Origin of the sequence: Achromobacter sp. EB05, assembly GCF_044232075.1 — a bacterium.
Classification (GTDB): Bacteria; Pseudomonadota; Gammaproteobacteria; order Burkholderiales; family Burkholderiaceae_B; genus Achromobacter; species Achromobacter dolens.
In genome coordinates this window covers 4,104,277-4,121,064 of record NZ_CP155917.1, presented here as the reverse complement: position 1 = coordinate 4,121,064, position 16,788 = coordinate 4,104,277, and the positions used below count along the sequence as shown (strand labels likewise).

16 protein-coding genes and 2 riboswitches are annotated in these 16,788 nt (G+C 69.4%); of the genes, 10 read left to right on the top strand and 6 right to left on the bottom strand.

Annotated features, from left to right (window positions below; all coding sequences use genetic code 11):
* The first annotated feature begins 22 nt into the window (after window positions 1-22).
* From AAID08_RS18700 to AAID08_RS18690, 3 genes are all read left to right on the top strand, one after another.
* On the top strand, window positions 23-1,543 hold the full coding sequence (locus AAID08_RS18700) for a PLP-dependent aminotransferase family protein (RefSeq protein WP_395756757.1): 1,521 nt from the start codon (window positions 23-25) through the stop codon (window positions 1,541-1,543).
* A 128-nt stretch (window positions 1,544-1,671) separates the two neighbouring features.
* Window positions 1,672-2,460, top strand: coding sequence for a PhzF family phenazine biosynthesis protein (locus tag AAID08_RS18695; RefSeq protein WP_054501984.1), 789 nt, complete (start codon window positions 1,672-1,674; stop codon window positions 2,458-2,460).
* A 152-nt stretch (window positions 2,461-2,612) separates the two neighbouring features.
* A complete protein-coding gene (locus AAID08_RS18690) occupies window positions 2,613-3,356 on the top strand; it encodes a sulfite exporter TauE/SafE family protein (RefSeq protein ID WP_054501985.1) in 744 nt (247 codons plus the stop codon).
* Between the two features lie 137 nt (window positions 3,357-3,493).
* Here AAID08_RS18690 and AAID08_RS18685 read toward each other — a convergent pair whose 3' ends face one another.
* Together AAID08_RS18685 and AAID08_RS18680 are read right to left on the bottom strand one after the other, a co-directional pair.
* Window positions 3,494-3,775: a type II toxin-antitoxin system Phd/YefM family antitoxin gene (locus tag AAID08_RS18685; protein ID WP_054501986.1), complete on the bottom strand. Its 282-nt coding sequence runs from the start codon at window positions 3,773-3,775 to the stop codon at window positions 3,494-3,496.
* Window positions 3,776-3,938: 163 nt separating this feature from the next.
* On the bottom strand, window positions 3,939-5,168 hold the full coding sequence (locus tag AAID08_RS18680; RefSeq protein ID WP_054501987.1) for a D-amino acid dehydrogenase: 1,230 nt from the start codon (window positions 5,166-5,168) through the stop codon (window positions 3,939-3,941).
* Window positions 5,169-5,212: 44 nt separating this feature from the next.
* A riboswitch (glycine riboswitch) is annotated at window positions 5,213-5,299 on the bottom strand.
* Window position 5,300: 1 nt separating this feature from the next.
* Window positions 5,301-5,391: riboswitch (glycine riboswitch) on the bottom strand.
* 136 nt (window positions 5,392-5,527) lie between these two features.
* On the opposite strand from AAID08_RS18680, the gene ampC reads away from it, so the two are divergent.
* The 6 genes from ampC to AAID08_RS18650 all read left to right on the top strand — a co-directional run bounded on the left by ampC (window position 5,528) and on the right by AAID08_RS18650 (window position 11,371).
* Window positions 5,528-6,808: a class C beta-lactamase gene (gene ampC, locus AAID08_RS18675; protein WP_395756756.1), complete on the top strand. Its 1,281-nt coding sequence runs from the start codon at window positions 5,528-5,530 to the stop codon at window positions 6,806-6,808.
* Window positions 6,809-6,893: 85 nt separating this feature from the next.
* Window positions 6,894-7,319, top strand: a complete 426-nt coding sequence (locus AAID08_RS18670; protein ID WP_054501989.1) for a CopD family protein — start codon at window positions 6,894-6,896, stop codon at window positions 7,317-7,319.
* 134 nt (window positions 7,320-7,453) lie between these two features.
* The gene (locus AAID08_RS18665) at window positions 7,454-8,293 is read left to right on the top strand and encodes a MetQ/NlpA family ABC transporter substrate-binding protein (RefSeq protein WP_054501990.1); all 840 of its coding nucleotides are present in this window, start codon (window positions 7,454-7,456) and stop codon (window positions 8,291-8,293) included.
* Between the two features lie 91 nt (window positions 8,294-8,384).
* Window positions 8,385-9,494 carry a methionine ABC transporter ATP-binding protein gene (locus AAID08_RS18660; RefSeq protein WP_395756755.1) on the top strand — a complete coding sequence of 370 codons (1,110 nt, stop codon included), beginning with the start codon at window positions 8,385-8,387 and terminating at the stop codon, window positions 9,492-9,494.
* Window positions 9,472-10,128, top strand: a complete 657-nt coding sequence (locus AAID08_RS18655; RefSeq protein WP_026383015.1) for a methionine ABC transporter permease — start codon at window positions 9,472-9,474, stop codon at window positions 10,126-10,128. Before AAID08_RS18660 ends, AAID08_RS18655 begins: the two co-directional genes overlap by 23 nt.
* A 46-nt stretch (window positions 10,129-10,174) precedes the next feature.
* Window positions 10,175-11,371 (top strand): trans-sulfuration enzyme family protein, encoded by a 1,197-nt coding sequence (locus tag AAID08_RS18650; RefSeq protein WP_395756754.1) that lies wholly within the window; start codon window positions 10,175-10,177, stop codon window positions 11,369-11,371.
* 50 nt (window positions 11,372-11,421) lie between these two features.
* Here AAID08_RS18650 and AAID08_RS18645 read toward each other — a convergent pair whose 3' ends face one another.
* Entirely contained in the window at window positions 11,422-12,492 is a 1,071-nt protein-coding gene (locus tag AAID08_RS18645; protein ID WP_395756753.1) for a hypothetical protein, read from the bottom strand.
* Between the two features lie 52 nt (window positions 12,493-12,544).
* Complete coding sequence (locus AAID08_RS18640) at window positions 12,545-12,988, bottom strand: hypothetical protein (protein ID WP_064527853.1); 444 nt, start codon at window positions 12,986-12,988, stop codon at window positions 12,545-12,547.
* A gap of 194 nt (window positions 12,989-13,182) precedes the next feature.
* Between AAID08_RS18640 and ppk2 the strand changes: the two genes are divergently transcribed.
* Window positions 13,183-14,460 (top strand): polyphosphate kinase 2, encoded by a 1,278-nt coding sequence (gene ppk2 / locus AAID08_RS18635; RefSeq protein WP_395756752.1) that lies wholly within the window; start codon window positions 13,183-13,185, stop codon window positions 14,458-14,460.
* A gap of 60 nt (window positions 14,461-14,520) precedes the next feature.
* Here ppk2 and AAID08_RS18630 read toward each other — a convergent pair whose 3' ends face one another.
* The gene (locus AAID08_RS18630) at window positions 14,521-14,901 is read right to left on the bottom strand and encodes an RNA-binding S4 domain-containing protein (RefSeq protein WP_054478886.1); all 381 of its coding nucleotides are present in this window, start codon (window positions 14,899-14,901) and stop codon (window positions 14,521-14,523) included.
* A gap of 52 nt (window positions 14,902-14,953) precedes the next feature.
* On the bottom strand, window positions 14,954-16,660 hold the full coding sequence (locus AAID08_RS18625; protein ID WP_240806383.1) for a bifunctional diguanylate cyclase/phosphodiesterase: 1,707 nt from the start codon (window positions 16,658-16,660) through the stop codon (window positions 14,954-14,956).
* Window positions 16,661-16,788 lie beyond the last annotated feature (128 nt).

The window sequence follows — 16,788 nt, the reverse complement described above, 5'->3', positions numbered from 1 at the left end:
CGAATATGAGCAAGCCACTTACATGAGCAAGCCAATGGTGCGCGATGCCCGGCTGGAATCCAGCCTCGACCTGCCGGTCGACCCGCCGCGCGCGGGAGAATCCAAGCAGGCCTGGGTCTACCGGCAGATCCGCGAACGGATCCTGCGCGGCGTGCTGCCCTCGGGCGGGCGGCTGCCGTCCACCCGCGACCTGGCGGCGCGCTGGCACGTGGCCCGCTCCACGGTCGAGGCCGCCTACGACCAGTTGGGCGGCGAGGGCTATACCGCAGGCGCGGTCGGTTCCGGCACCTACGTGGCGGCGGTCATCCCGGACAATTTCTTCCGGCGCGGCCTGCCTGGCGATGACGGCGCGGCCAGCGGACCGGGCGCGGCCGCGGCGCCTGACCGCGCGCGCGCCGCGGCGGGCGGGCAGGCCGCCGGGGCCGCCGATCCGTCGGCCCCGGCCCCGCGCCGTGACGCGTCCTCCTTCATGGCGCGCAGCGCCGACGCCTCGCTGTTCCCCATGGAAACCTGGCGCAAGGGCCTGATGGCCAGCGCCCAGCGCGTCACGCCGGCGCAACTGGCGCACGAGGATCCGCTGGGTTGGTATCCGCTGCGCGAGCAGATCGCCCGCTACCTGGGCGCCGCGCGCGGCATCGCCTGCGACGCCGGCCAGGTGGTGGTGCTGTCCGGCATCCGCGACGGCCTGGACCTGAGCGCGCGCCTGCTGCTGACGCCGCGGGACAAGGTGCTGGTAGAAGACCCCGGCTACCTCAACGCCGAGCCGCTGTTCAGCCAGTACACGCGGCGCATCGTGCCCATCGCCATCGACGAGCACGGCTTCTCGGTCGCGCGCGCCCGGCGCCAGCGCGGCGCCCGGCTGGCGCACGTGACGCCGGCGCATCAATCGCCCACCGGCGTCACCATGCCCGTTTCGCGTCGCCTGGAACTGCTGGATTGGGCCGCGCAGACCGGCTGCTGGATCCTCGACGACGACTACGACAGCGAGTTCAGCTACGACGGCGCGCCGCTGGCGGCGCTGAAAAGCCTGGACAGCGCCGACCGCGTGATCCACTTCGGCAGCTTCAACAAGACGCTCTTCAATGCCTTGCGCATCGGCTACGCGGTGGTGCCGCGGTCGCTGGCGCCGGCCTTCGCCCGCGCGCTCTATGTCACCGGACGTTCGTGCAGCGTGATCGAGCAGATGACGCTGGCCACGTTCCTGGAGGACGGCGGCTTCGCGCGCCACGTGCGCAAGGCGCGCTCGGTCTACGCCGGCCGCCGCGACCGCGTCATGGCCATGCTGCGCGAGACGGCAGGCGCGGCGCCGCTGCGCGTCAGCGGCGAGCAGACCGGCTTTCACCTAGTGTGGTGGCCGCCGTCCGGCTTCGACGTCGCGGCCCTGCTGACCCGCGCCCGTGAATGGGGCGTGGGCATCCAGCCGGTCGCGGACTTCTGCCGGCGGGTGTCCTGGCCGCAAGGCGTGGTCATCGGCTACAGCGCGCGGCAGGACGCCGACCTGGACCGGCTGGAAGCGCTGCTGCGCGCGGCCATGCCTCGCTAGCGCCCTTCAATTCGGGGCTGGCCTGCGCGGGCGGGCGCCTGGCGGCCAGGCGCTCGCCGTTTTCGTAGCAAAATGCCGCATGGCGTGCCTGCGCGCGCCGCCGACTTCATCGCATCCGAGGATCTTCCATGCCGCAACTCGATCTCTACCAGGTAGACGCCTTCTCCGCCGCGCCCTTCGGCGGCAATCCCGCCGCGGTGGTGCCGCTGGACGCCTGGCTCCCGGACGCCACGCTGCAACGCATCGCCGAGGAAAACAACCTGTCCGAAACCGCCTATGTCGTGCGGCGCGGCGACCTGTATGACCTGCGCTGGTTCACGCCCGCGGTCGAGGTCGACCTGTGCGGCCATGCCACGCTGGCGACAGCCTGGGTGCTGTTCGAGCAACTCGGGGCCAGGGACGAGGTGCTGCGGTTCGCCACCCGCAGCGGCGAACTGCAGGTGCGTCGCGCCGGCGACGGCCTGGCGATGGACTTCCCGGCCAAGCAGCCGGTGGCCGAGGCCGTGCCGCCCGGCCTGTTGCAGGCCCTGGGGCTGGCCGAGGCGCGGGCGCTGTACCGCACCGACGACTACCTCGTCGTGATCGACGACGAAGCGCTGATCGACGGCCTCAAGCCGGACTTCGCCGCGCTGGCGGCCTTCGACGTGCGCGGCGTGGCGGTGACCGCGCCGTCCGCGCGCCACGATTTCGTGTCGCGCTGGTTCGGCCCGCGGGTGGGCGTGAACGAAGACCCGGTGACCGGTTCCGCGCATACCTCGCTGGCGCCATACTGGGCGCAGCGCCTGGGCAAGACGGTCCTGAGCGCCGAGCAGGGCGGGGCGCGCAAGGGGCAACTGCGCTGCGAGGTGCGCGACAACGGCCGCGTCATCATCAGCGGTCAGGCGGCGCTGTACCTGCGCGGCGCGATCTTCCTCTGATTGCGCGGGGCCGCGGGCGCCATTACCGAAAACCTATCGCCTCATCAGCACTTCAAATACGCGCCGCGCCGGGGCGCGCCTAGAATCTGCCGTCACAAGACACGGACCGGCCGACACGCGTCGCCGTTCACGACAACGAGGAGAGGCAGGGCATGGATGCGGTGTGGATAGTGGCGATCGGCGCGGCCGCGGCAGGCTTCGTGCAGGGGCTATCGGGCTTTGCCTTCGGCATGGTGGCCATGTCGTTCTGGGCCTGGGTGCTGGACCCGCGGCTGGCGGCGGCGCTGGCGGTGTTCGGCGCGCTGACCGGACAACTGCTGGCGGTGTTCTCGGTGCGCCGAGGCTTCAATTGGCCGCTGCTGTGGCCGTTCCTGCTGGGCGGGCTGGCTGGCATCCCGCTGGGCGTGCTGGTCCTGCCGCACCTGGACATGGACTGGTTCAAGGCGGTGCTGGGCGCGTTGCTGGCGCTATGGTGCCCGGTGATGCTGGTGGCGCAGCGCCTGCCCCGCATTGGCGGCAACCGCTGGGGCGACGGCGCGGTCGGCCTGGCGGGAGGCGTGCTGGGCGGCATCGGCGGTTTCGCCGGTAGCGTGCCGACGCTGTGGTGCACGCTGCGCGGCTTCAACAAGGACACGCAGCGCGCCGTGATCCAGAACTTCAATCTGTCGATGCTGTCGGTGACCATGGCGATCTACCTGGCCACCGGCATCGTTACGCGCGACATGGCGCCGATGTTCGCGGTGGTGGCGCCGGCGATGCTGATCCCCACGCTGCTGGGCACGCGTTTGTATATCGGCATTTCCGACGTGACGTTCCGTCGCGTGGTGCTGGGGCTGCTGACGTGCTCGGGCCTGACGCTGCTGGCGTCGTCGGTGCCGCAACTGCTGGCGCGCTAGCGATGCCGATGACCGGCGTGTGGCGGCATTGCGGGCATGGCTGCGGGAAGAGGCGGGGCATCTTGCCGTCGTCCGACCCGCAGGGCGCTCAAGCTGCAGGTCTTCTTCGGCGCCATCAAGCAAAAGAACTTGATGGTTCACTCTTCGTCTTCGTCATCCAACGCATCTATGCGGGCGAACACGTCTGCGGCAGGCGAGACTCGGCCTTCCTCGATTTCCCGCCGTCCGTGGGCAAGCAGTTGTAGCAGGGCCATCGCTTGCTCCTGCTCCTCGAAACTCTTGACGTCCATGACGACGAGCTTGGCTTCGCCGTTCTGCGTGATGAGCAGGGGTTCGCGTGTTTCGGTCAACGTCGTGACGATCTCGGCGGCGTGGCTCTTGAGGTAGGAGATGGGTTTGACTTGGGTCGAATACTTCATGGCGCGGACTCCCTGTGGTTAGGGTCTGGACTGACTGTAGTCTTTATTTAGTCCGACCATGAATTGGGGTGGGTCTTATTGTCCCGGGAGAACAATGGTCTTTTTTTGGTGCGTTTGTCCATCGCGGTCATGATCTCCCGGCGTGCCATCTCCTGGCATGGGCTTAAGGCAACGCCACCGCCTGCCTGACGCTCGCCGCCAGCATCTGCGCCGTCGCCGCCGACAGCGTCCATCCCAGATGCCCGTGCCCGGTGTTGTAGAACACGCCCGGCCGCTTACCAGGGCCGACGCGCGGCATCATGTCGGGCATCATCGGCCGCAGGCCGCACCACGGCACCACGCGCGCGGTGCGCACGCCGGGGAAATGGCGGCGGGTCCAGTCCACCAGGGGTTGGATGCGTTCGGCGCGGATGTCCAGGTTGAAGCCGTTGAACTCGGCGGTGCCGGCCACGCGGAAGCGGTCGCCCAGGCGGCTGGTGACGATCTTGGCGGCCTCGTCCAGCAGGCTCACGGTGGGCGCGGCGGCCTGGCTCGCGGCGTCGTCCAGATGCACGCTGATCGAGTAGCCCTTGACCGGGTAGATGTTCAGGCGGTCGCCCAGTTGCCGCGCGAACTGGCGGCTGGCGGCGCCGGCGCAGACCACGATGGCGTCGGCTTCGTGCTGTTCGCGCCGCGCGCCCTCTGCACGCGCGATATCCAGCACGTAGGGCAGGCCGTCGCGGCTGATGGCGCGGATGTCGGCATCCTGTTCGAAACGCACCCCGCGCCGCAGGCACGCCTGCGCCAGGCCGCTGGTGAACTTGTGGATGTCGCCGGTGGCGTCGGACGGCGTGTAGAAGCCGCCGTGGCAGGGCGTTTGCAGCGTCGGCTCGATGCCGCGGATTTCCTCGGGCGTGACGGCGTGCCGCTCCAGCCCGCCTTCGCGCAGCAGCGCGTTGGCGCGGCGCGCGGTCTCGAAGCTGGCGGCGTCATGGTAGATGTGCAGGATGCCGCGGCGCTGCAGGTCGAAGTCGATGCCTTCGTCCACCGCCATGGCGTACAGGTGCTCGCGCGCTTCGATCGCCATGCGGGTGGTGGCGATGGTGTTCTGGCGGTAGTTGCGGATCTGCCCCATGAACTGGGCCAGCCACGAATACTTGTGCCAGCTCGGGCGCGGATTGAGCAGCAGCGGCGCGTCGTGGCGGCCCAGCCAGCGCAGGCCCTTCATGATGGTGGCGGCGCTGTTCCACACTTCGGCATTGCTGGCGGACAGTTGGCCGCCGTTGGCAAAGGACGTCTCCATGGCGGGATAGCGCTGGCGGTCGTAGACGGTGACGTCGTAGCCCAGTTTGCTCAAGGCGTAGGCGGACGTGACGCCGGTGATACCGGCGCCGATGATGGCGATGCGGGGCATGATGGCTCCAGAAGGCGTGGCCACGACCCAACGGCCGTGGCACCCCATCTGTCTCTGTACCTGAGAGCTTCACCCGGGCGCGGCGGCGCGGGTTCCCCTTCGGTGGGCGCCAGGCGCCTCTCTCCAGATTGTCTAGACCGCGCAGTCCTGTTGCCTGAGAGTTTCCGGGGCGGTTGCTCCGTCGGCGCCCGCCACGAGGGCGGGACTCTTCTGCGGGGTTTTGAATCGACGCACCGAGAATAGCCAAAATTCGGCGCGGGCGGGACTCAGGGTTAATACCAGGGGGGCGCCGGATTGGCTCTACACTGGGCGCCGAACCGCCGGCACGCGCCGGCCGGAAAACGAAAGGACGATCCCGCATGCGCGCTCCGGCAATGTTCCGTATTTCCCTGCTGTCCATGACGTTGACGCTGGCCCTGGCCGGCGCCGCCTCGGCCGGCCCGGCCGTCGCGCAAGCGCCCGCCGCCAAGGCAACCACGGCATCGACCTCCGTATCCACGCCCGCATCCTCGCCGGCATCCACCGCCAAGGCATCCGCGACGCCGGCACCCGCGTCCGCCGAGGCCGATCGCGCCACCGCCGCCGTCGACGCCGCCGTGGCCGAGGTCATGCGCGAGTACGGCATCGCCGGCATGGCCATCGGCGTCAGCCGCGACGGCGAGCAGCGCTTCTTCAACTACGGCGACGCCTCGCGCGCGCCGCGCCGCGCGGTCTCCAGCGACACCCTGTTCGAACTGGGGTCGATCAGCAAGACCTTCACCGTCACGCTGGCCGCCTACGCCCAGGCCACGGGCCGCCTGTCGCTCACCGACAGCCCGGCCAAGTGGGTGCCCGAGCTGCAAGGCAGCGAATTCGCCAGGCTGACGCTGGTGAACCTGGCCACGCACACCGCCGGCGGCTTCCCCTTGCAGGTGCCGGACGCGGTGCAGAGCATGGCGCAACTGATGGACTACCTGAAGGCCTGGACCCCGCGGTACGCGCCTGGCACGCGCCGCACCTACGCCAACCCCAGCATCGGTATGCTGGGCGTGGTGGCGGCGCGCGCGCTGGGCGAGCCCTACGTGGTGGCGATGGAGCAGCGGCTGTTTCCCAAGCTGGGCCTGCGCGATACCTACCTGGAAGTGCCGCCGGGCAAGATGCCCGACTACGCCCAGGGCTACGACAAGCAGGATGCGCCGGTGCGCGTGAACCCGGGCGTGCTGGCGGACGAGGCCTATGGCGTGAAGTCCAGCGCCCGCGACATGCTGCGCTTCGTCGAGATCAACCTGGGCACCACGCCGGTCGATGCCACGCTGCAGCGCGCCATCGCCGAGACCCATACCGGCTATTACCAGTTGGGCGCGATGACGCAGGACCTGATCTGGGAACAGTACCGTTACCCGGTGTCGGTGGAAGACCTGGTGCACGGCAATTCCGCCCAGGTCGCGTTCGAGACCCTGCCGGTCAAGGCCCTGCAACCGCCGCTGGCGCCGCAGCAGGCAGTGTGGATCAACAAGACCGGCGCCACCAATGGCTTCGGCGCCTACGTGGCGTTCGTGCCGTCGCGCAAGCTCGGCATCGTGATCCTGGCCAACCGCAACTATCCGAATGAGGCGCGGGTGCGGCTGGCGTTGCGGGTGCTCAAGGCGCTGGCGCCGTGAACGCCGGCGTCGGTCTTTGCCGTAGCGCAAACCCGTCGGACCCGATTCCGCCCTGGCGCGCGCCGCTGCGGCGATAATCGCGCGCATGACCTACCAATTACTCAAAATGCTGCATGTCGCCGCCGTGGTCGCATGGCTGGGCGGCTCCCTGTTCGTGTCGCTGTTCCTGCTGTCGTCGCAGCCGCCCGACAGCGACGAGGCGCCCAAGGAACGCAGGATGCTGGGCGCGCTGCGCCGCTGGACGCTGTTCGTGACCACGCCGGCGATGGTGCTGGCCTGGCTGGTCGGCCTGCACCTGGCCGTGACCTTCGGCTGGTTCGCCATGACCTGGATCTGGATCAAGATCGCGCTGGCGCTGGTCCTGTCGGGCCTGCTGGGCGTGCAGAGCGCGGCCTTGCGCCGCCAGTCGCAGGGCAGCGTGAAACGCGCGCCGCTGGTCGACCTGTACGCGCCGCTCACGGTGGTCGCCGCGGCGGTCATCGTGACGCTGGTGGTGGTCAAGCCGTTCTGAGGCGCCACTTATGCGCCGGCGCCATATCCAAACGCCCCTGTAATAACGACTCAACCAACTATTCGTTCGCGCGCGCAGGGGCCATCCCTAGAATCGTCTCCTCATAACCGTATCGACTGAGAGGCGATTTCCATATGACTCCCCGCACTTACACCGCCCGCGCGGGCACGCTGGCCAAGGCCCTGCTGGGCGCCGTGCTGGCCGCGGCCGCCATGTTCCACGGGCCGGCCTTCTCGGCCGATCCCAAGCCGCTCAAGGTCGGCGTGCGCGGCGGCGTCGACGAACAGATCTGGGAAGTGGTGGCGCAGGTCGCCAAGAAGAACGGCCTGGCCGTCGAGCCGGTGGTCATCACCGGCACCGCCAGCCCCAACGAGGCGCTCAACAACGGCGACCTGGACGCCAACGCGTTCCAGCACATCCCGTTCCTGAACGACCAGATCAAGCAGCGCGGCTACAAACTCGTGTCGGTGGCCAATACGCTGATCTCGCCCATCGCCTTCTATTCGAAGAAATACAAGTCGCTGCAGGCCCTGCCCGAAGGCGCCAAGGTCGGCATCCCCAACGATCCCAGCAACCAGACCCGTGCGCTGGTGATCCTGCGCGACCAGGGCCTGATCACGCTCAAGGACGGCTTCGATCCGGCCACGGGCACCGCGACGCTGGCCGACGTGACCTCCAACCCGCGCAAGCTCGACTTCGTCGAAAGCGCCTCGGTGGTGCTGGCGCGTTCGCTGCCCGACGTCGACACCGCCGCCATCGTCAACAGCTTCGCCTACCAGGCTGGGCTGATCGCCACGCGTGACGGCATCGCGGTGGAGAAGAAAGAGAACAACCCCTACGTCAACATCATCGCCGTGCGCGAGAAAGACAGGAACGCGCCCTGGGTGCCCGAGCTGGTCAAGGCCTATCACTCCGAGGAAGTGCGCCAGTTCATCCTGAGCAAGTACGAAGGCTCGGTGATCCCGGTCTTCTGAGCCGGAACGCGCGGCGGCGCCAGCCGGCGCCGCCGCCATCCTCGCTCGCGGAGCGGCACGCGCCGCCGCGCGGGCGGCTCGGGAACACAGCATGATGCAACACGACATCCCCCTGGCGGATCCGGCCCTGCGGCCCGCCGCCGACGCGGCGCAAGACGCCCACATCGTTTTCGACGGCCTGCAGAAACGCTACCAGGGCCCGCGGGGCACGGTAACGGCGCTGGCCGATATCTCCTTTTCCATCGGGCGCGGCGAGGTGTTCGGCATCATCGGCCGCAGCGGCGCCGGCAAGTCGACGCTGCTGCGCTCGATCAACATGCTGGAGCGGCCCAGCGCCGGCCAGGTGCGGGTCGACGGCGTGGACGTCGGCGGCCTGGACGAAAATGCGCTGGTCGGCCTGCGGCGCCGCATCGGCATGATCTTCCAGCACTTCAACCTGCTGTCGGCCAAGACCGTGGCGCAGAACGTGGCCTTGCCGCTGCGTGTCGCGGGCGTCAAGCCGGCCGAGGCGCGCGCCAAGGTCGACGCGCTGCTGGACCTGGTCGGGTTGCGCGACAAGGCCGACACCTATCCTTCCAAGCTGTCCGGCGGCCAGAAGCAGCGCGTGGGCATCGCCCGCGCCCTGGTGCATGACCCGGAGATCCTGCTGTGCGACGAGGCCACCTCGGCGCTCGACCCCGAAACCACTCAGTCGATCCTGGCGCTGCTGCGCGACATCAACCGCAAGCTGGGCCTGACGGTGGTGCTGATCACGCACGATATGGCGGTGATCCGCGAGGTCTGCCACAAGGTGCTGGTGCTGGACGGCGGCCGCAAGGTCGAGCACGGCGAGGTCTGGCGCGTGTTCGGCAATCCCCAGGCCGATGCCACCCGTGCGTTGCTGCGGCCGTTGCAGCATGACCTGCCGGCCGACCTGGCCGCGCGGCTGGTGCCGGACCTGCAAGGCGGCGCGGGCCTGGCAGTGCTGCGGCTGCGCTTCACCGGGCAGGGCCGTCCCGAGGGCGTCTCGCTGCAGGCGTTGGCGGCGCTGGGGCCGGGCGCGACGCTGTTGCATGGCGGGCTGGACCGCCTGCGCGGCCACGCCCAGGGCAGCCTGCTGGTGTCGGTGCCGGCCGCCGTTCTACAGGAAGAGGCCGCGCGCGCCGCGCTGGTGGCCGATCAGATCGAGGTACTGGGCTATGTCGCTGCCGATGCTGGATAAATACCTGCAGGCCTTCCTGCAGACGCTGACCATGGTGGGCGTGTCCGCGCTCATCGCGATCGCCGCCGGCCTGACGCTGGCGGTGGTGCTGACCGTCACCGCGCCGGGCAACCTGTATCCGCGGCCGCGCCTGAACAAAGCGCTGTCGATCACCGTGAACACGTTCCGCGCCATCCCCTTCATCATCCTGCTGGTGGCGATGCTGCCGTTCACGCGCATGCTGGTCGGCACCACGCTCGGCACCTGGGCCGCGATCGTGCCGCTGTCGGCCAATCTGGTGCCGTTCTTCGCGCGCATCGCCCAGGTCAGCCTGAACGATGTCGACCACGGCCTGGTGGAGGCCGCGCGCGCCATGGGCTGCCGCCGCTGGCACATCGTGCGCCACGTGCTGCTGCCCGAGGCGTTGCCCGGCATCATCGGCGGCATGACCGTCAGCGTCATCGCCATGATCAACGCCTCGGCCATGGCCGGCGCGGTGGGCGCCGGCGGCCTGGGCGACCTGGCCATCCGCTATGGCTACGAACGCTACGAGACCCGCGTGATGTTCGAAGTGATCGTGATCCTGATCGCGCTGGTCTCGATCGTGCAATTCACCGGCGAATGGCTGTCGCGCCGCGCCGACCACAAGCGCTGACGGCGCCGCGCCGTCCGCATCCCCGAGCTGATTCCCGGAGGTATCCATGTCCGACTCGCAACACCACGGCTTCGCCACCCGCGCCATCCACCTGGGCTACGACCCGCTGGACGAGCAGGGCGCGCTGTCGCCGCCGCTCTACCTGACCTCCACCTACACCCAGGACAGCATCGAGGCCTTCGACCGCATTCGCCTCGGCGAACAATCGGGCTACGTCTACGGCCGCACCCGCAACCCGACCCAGGCCCTGCTGGAAGAGCGGCTGGCCTCGCTCGAAGGCGCCGAGGCCGGCGTGGTCACCGCGTCGGGCATGGCGGCGATCTCGGCCACGCTGCTGTCGCTGCTGCAAAGCGGCGACGAGATCGTGGTCGACCAGATCGTCTACGGCACCGCCTTCACGCTGTTCGCGCAGGGGCTGCCGCGCCTGGGCATCAACGCCGTGTTCGCCGATTTCACGCGCCCGGAAGCCGTGGCCGCCGCCATCGGCCCCAAGACCCGCGCGGTCTATTTCGAGACGCCGGCCAACCCCAACCTGCGGCTGGTCGACATCGCCGCCATCTCGGCCATCGCGCGCGGCAAAGGGCTCTTGACCATCGTCGACAACACCTTCGCCACGCCCGTGCTGCAACGGCCGCTGCAACACGGCGCCGACATCGTGCTGCACTCGGCCACCAAGTACCTGGGCGGCCACGGCGACCTGCTCGCCGGCGCGGTGGTCGGCCGCAAGCAGCACATCGACGCGATCCGCCTGCAGGGCCTGCGTTACTTCACCGGCGCGACGCTGTCGCCGTTCACCGCCTTCCTGGTGCTGCGCGGCCTGAAGACGCTGGAATTGCGGGTCGAGCGTCACAGCGAATCGGCATTGAAGGTGGCGAAGTTCCTGCGCGAACACGCGGCGGTGGCCGACGTGTTCTATCCGGGCCTGGCGGGCACGGCCGGCGCCGAGATCGCGCAGCGCCAGCAGGCGGCCGGCGGCGGGCTGGTGGCGTTCGAGTTGAAGGGGGGGCTGGCCGCGGGCCGGCGCCTGCTGAACAGCCTGAAGCTGGCGCGCATCGCTGTCAGCCTGGGCGATCCGGAAACGCTGATCCAGCATCCGGCCACCATGACGCACGCCAGCTATACGGCCGAAGACCGCGAAAAGTATGGCCTGTCGGAAGGCCTGCTGCGCTTGTCGGTCGGGCTGGAAACCGCCGCCGACATCCTGGCCGATCTGAAGCAGGGGCTGGATCAGGCGGGGAGCTGACGCTCGATCGCGCCCGGCCCGCCTTCGCGCCCGGGCGCCGACGACCCGCGTCAGCGCAGCACCGAGGTCAGGCTGTCGAACTGCTGCGATTCCAGCCGCGCGCGTTCCTCGGTCAGTTGGCGCACCGCCAGTTGATGGGCGCGGAACCGGTTCAACAGGCTGTCGCGGTCGAACACGATCTCGTTGTGCTCCACGCGCCACGCGCGGCGGTTGTCGTCGAGCAGATTGATCATCTTCTCGAACTCGTCCAGCGTCTGGCGCTCCAGCTCCCAGTTGCGCGCCAGCGTTGCCTTCTGCTGCGGCCGCGCCTTGATCGCGCCTTCGACCATGCGGTCCTTCTGCTGCTCGCTCAGGTCGAGCGAGCGGATGGTGACGGGCACGTCGGCCAGCAGCCGCCGGTTCTGCTGGCTGTATTTCCGCACCACGCGCTGCGATTGTTCCAGGATCAGCCGGCTTTCCACCATGCCGCGGTCGCGCGCCAGACGGTTGGGGATGAAGAGGTCCGACAGCCGCACCTCGTCCAGTTCCTTCATGTAGGCGCGGTACTGCGCCACCCGCTGTCCCAGGATGATCTTGACGCCGCGCTCGATCTCGCCATACACGCCATGCGCCTTGGGGGTGGCGTCGATGTCCGGCACGTCTCCGGGCGGATGGTCGGGCGCGTTGAGCGCGGCGCGCATCCATTCGCCGGTGCGGCGGATCTCGGCCAGCGCGGTGGCCTTCTGCGTTTCGCGATAGGCCGCGAGGCCGGCCAGGACGGCGGCCGCGGCCGCCAGCAGCAGGCCGGTGGCGAAGGCCGCGCGCATGCGGTGCAACGGCGTGCGAAAGCGCTTGAACAGCGACAGGGCCAGGATCACCAGGGCGGCGGGCAGCACCAGCGCGATGGCGCTGCCGACCGCGCTGCCGACGCGGTAGCCCAGCGACTCGGCGGGGTCCGCGACGCCGTCCGCGCCGTCGGACTTGAAGATCAACAGGAGCAGCCACAACCCGATGTACAGGCCCCAGGTCCATGTCCGCAGGGCGCGGCTGGGTCGTGGGGAACCGCGCGCCGCCGATGTCGCGGACGGCAGCGGCGTGTTGGCGCCTTCCGGGCTCAGGGTGGGTTCTCTACGTGTTTCCACGGCGGGCGGCAGCCACGAAATATTTAGCCGCAGATGTTACCGTGAGGGCTTTTCAGGTGCAATGCGGATCGCGCCGCCAGCCGACCCAGTTGCCTTCGCCCTCGAAGTGATGGATACCGCGTTTGGCCACGGCCAATCCCTCGCGCAGCGCCTGCACGTCCAGTCCCGGCATGTGCCGCAGCAGCGCCGGCGGCAGGGCGGCCAGGTCGAGGTGTTCCTGGCCGAATTCGACCGCCATCGGCGAGCCGTCGTCGCGCACCCGGACGTACCATAGGCCTTCCATGTAAGCGCCGGCCCACGGATCGGGAAACAGCGCCTCGGTGAAGCGGAAACCGAATTCGTCGACGGCCTCCCACGGCCAGAACTGGCGCCGACCGCCCGTCGCTTCGGTGCCCATGGCGCGGGTGAAGCCGCTGTCGTCGAAGCGGATGGTTTCGGCGTAGGGGTCGGGCGGCGCGGGCGGGCCGGCGAACAGCCGTTTGAGCAGGGACCACATGGCGGCAGGGGGCAGTCGAAAGAGGGCAGCGGGCAGTGTAGCGGCGCGGATTGCTGCCGCAATGTTACAAGCATTGATCCACGTCAACGCCCCGCCTCGGCACGCCGGTTAGGGTAGATGTTTTTTCCTGACGGGTCGCCGGCGACTGGCCGGCCGCCGCGGCTCTGACCTCACGCGCAGCAAGGATTGCAACGATGACTGACAAGACCCCGCAAGCTTCCGGATCGCCCGCCGAGAACGACGACGGCGCCACGGCCCCGCGCGCCGCCAAGCGCACCGCCCCGCCGCGCAAGGCCACCCGCTCCGCCGCGGCCGGCAAGCGCACGCCGGCCCCGGCGCGGTCCGCCCGCGGCGCCGAGACGCCCAAGTCCACGCGCGCCGTCCGCGCCGACAAGCCGTCCAAGGTCGTCCAGCCGCCGGCGTCCGCGCCGGCAGCCCCGGCCGGGCTGCCCGCCATCGAACCGGCGATCCAGGCGCGCAAGCGCGTCAATGCGCGGGAAGTCGCCGCGCGCCAGGAGACCTCGTCGGTGTTGGCCGACATCGCCCGCCGCTACCAGATCGGCGAATCGGGCGAAGCCCACGCGGCGCTGCGCTCGGTGATCGAGGAACTGTCGCCGGACGACGCGGTGGCGGTGCACCGCGCGCTGCTCGAAGCCAACGCGCAGGCGCCGGCCGCGCGCCGCAATCCCGACGAGGAGCTGGCGACCGACTGGCGCGAGGGCATCTATCCGTACCGCCACCGCATGCTGCGGCGCAATTACGAAAAGCAGAAATACGCGCTGCAGGTCGAGCTGCTCAAGCTGCAGGCCTGGGTCAAGGCCACCGGACAGCGCGTGGTGATCCTGTTCGAGGGCCGCGACGCGGCGGGCAAGGGCGGCACCATCAAGCGCATGATGGAGCACCTGAATCCGCGCGGCGCGCGCGTGGTGGCGCTGGAGAAGCCGTCCGACACCGAACGCGGCCAGTGGTATTTCCAGCGCTATGTGCAGCATCTGCCCACCGCCGGCGAAATCGTGATGTTCGACCGCTCCTGGTACAACCGCGCCGGCGTCGAGCGCGTGATGGGCTTCTGCTCGCAGGAGGAATACCTGCAGTTCCTGCGCCAGGTGCCCGACTTCGAGCGCCACCTGGTCACCAGCGGCATCCACCTGGTCAAGTTCTGGTTCTCGGTCAGCCAGGAAGAGCAGCGCCGCCGCTTCCTGCAGCGCAAGGTGCATCCGCTCAAGCAATGGAAGCTGAGCCCCGTGGACCTGGCCTCGCTCGACAAGTGGGACGACTACACCCGCGCCAAGGAAGCGATGTTCGCGCACACCGACACGGCCGACGCGCCGTGGATCGTGGTGAAGTCGGATTGCAAGAAGCGCGCGCGCCTGAACGCCATGCGCTATGTGCTCAGCCGCCTGCCGTACGAAGGCAAGAGCGGCGCGCCGGAACTGGCGCTGGATCCGTTGATCGTGGGACGGGCGCTGTAGCGCTGTCGCTTTTTCGTGGCCGGTCCGCCGGGCCGGTCCGGGCCCTGTCGCGGTCGCGTCTCACTTGCCCCGCATCTGGTCGATCAGGCGCCGGTCGCGCTTGGTCGGTCGGCCGGCGGCGATGTCCAGCGCCGGCTCGGGCGCCAGCCGCCGCATCTCGGCCGCGCGTTCGCGCGCGGCGGCGCTTTCCGGGGTTTCCTCATATAGCTGGCGCGCCACCGGCGCCGGGCCGCGCGCGCCGCTGACGGCGACCACGCGCACCTGGATGGGCGGGTCTTCCTTGCGGATGCTGATCACGTCGCCGGGGCCGACCTCGCGCGCCGGTTTGGCGGGCTGGCCGTTGACCTGCACCCGGCCCTTGCCGATTTCGTCCACCGCCAGGCTGCGCGTCTTGTAGAAGCGCGCCGCCCAGAGCCATTTGTCGAGCCGTATCCTGTCCATCGTCATTGCCGTCATCAATCGGGTCGTCAGGCGGACATGATAGCGGTTCGCCTCAGCGCGGCACTTCGCGCAGCAGCGCGGCGAAGGCGCTGGCCGGCAGCGCGCGGCTGAACAGGAAGCCCTGCATCGCGTCGCAGCCTTCCTCGATCAGCATCTGGCGCTGCGCCTCGGTCTCGACGCCCTCGGCCAGCGTGCGCATGCCCAGCGAATGCGCCAGCCGCACCACGCCGCGGATCACGGCGGTGGCGGTCGGCACCTTGCCCAGCGCCCAGACGAACGACTGGTCGATCTTGAGCGTGTCGATCGGCAGCCGCGCCAGGTACGCCAGGCTCGAATAACCCGAGCCGAAGTCATCCAGCGACGCCGATATGCCGGCCTCGCGCAGCGCCGCGAGAATGCCGGAGGCCTTCTCGACGTCGCTCATCAGCGAATTCTCGGTGACTTCCACGTCGAGCAGTGTCGGCGGCACGCCATGCACCTGCGCCAGGCGCACGATGGTGTTGGCCAGGTCGGGCGCCACCAACTGGCGCGCCGACAGGTTGAACGAGATGCGCGGCACCGGCAGGCCCTCGCCCAGCCATTCGCTGATGTGCAGGCAGGTGGCGTTGGCCACCCATTCGGTCAGCGCCGACTCCATCGGCGAATCCAGGATCACGTCCAGGAACGCCGCCGGCGCCAGCAGGCCGCGGGTGGGATGGCGCCAGCGCAGCAACGCCTCGGCGCCGCACAGCGAGCCGTCGTGCATGCTGATCTGCGGCTGGAAGTGCAGCTCGAACTGGTTGTTGGCCAGCGCGCCCTGGATGTCGCCGCGCAGCGACAGGCGCGCGCCCAGCCCCTGCATCAGTTCGCGGTGATACACCCGCACCTGGAAACGGCCGGCCGACTTGGCCGCGTACATCGCCGCGTCGGCATAGTTCAGCAGCATCTCGGCCGATTCGCCGGGCGAGTTCATCAGCGCGATGCCGATGCTGGCGCCCAGCGAGACCGAGCGGCCATGGATGTCGCTCGGGATCGACAGCGCGTTCAGGATCGAATTGGCCAGGGCCTCGGCCGCACGCTCGTTGGTGCCGCGCAGCACCAGCAGGAACTCGTCGCCGCCGACCCGGGCGCAGAAAATCGCGGGCGTGAGGAACTTGCGCAGCCGCTCGGCCACATCGCACAGCAGCAGGTCGCCCTCGGCGTGGCCGAAGGCGTCGTTGACTTCCTTGAAGCGGTCCAGGTCCAGGAACAGCACCGCCAGGGTCGGGCCCTGCGCGGCCAGCGTCCGCTCGGCCTCGGCGATGGCGGCGGACAGCGTGTCCATGCATTGGCGCCGGTTCGGCAGGCCGGTCAGGTAGTCATGGGTGGCCTGGTATCTGAGCTGGGCGGTTTCCTCGCGTTCGCGCGAGACGTCGCGCAACAGGACCGCCAGGCCGTCCTCATGCGCAAAGGCGCGCACCTCGAACCAGCTCGCCAGCGGCGCGTAGTAGCCGATGTGTTGGGCCGGGCGGCCGGTCTGCATGGCGCCGCGGCAGGCATCGTAGTAGCCGGTGCCGACCAGGTCCGGACAACTGTCCCACAGGCCGCGCCCCACCAGGTCCAGCCTGTTGCGCCGCAACAGGCGTTCGGCGGCCGGGTTCAGGTAGCGCACGCGCCATTCGCGATCGAGCGACAGGAAGCCGTCGGCCAGACTGTCGAGCGTGGCGCCGTCGGCGCCGGCCGCGAGGCGGGCGTCGGCGGGCGGGGGAAAGGATGAGGGCTCGTGGCTGTCGTGGTTCATCTCGTCGCGGATTTCCCTGAGCGCGCTTGAAGTGCTGTTGTATCGCATCGGGGAGCCGCCGTAAAACCAAAAAAAGACGCCCCGAGGGGCGTCCAAGACCGGCATTCCGGTTGTCGGGCGGCAGGTCG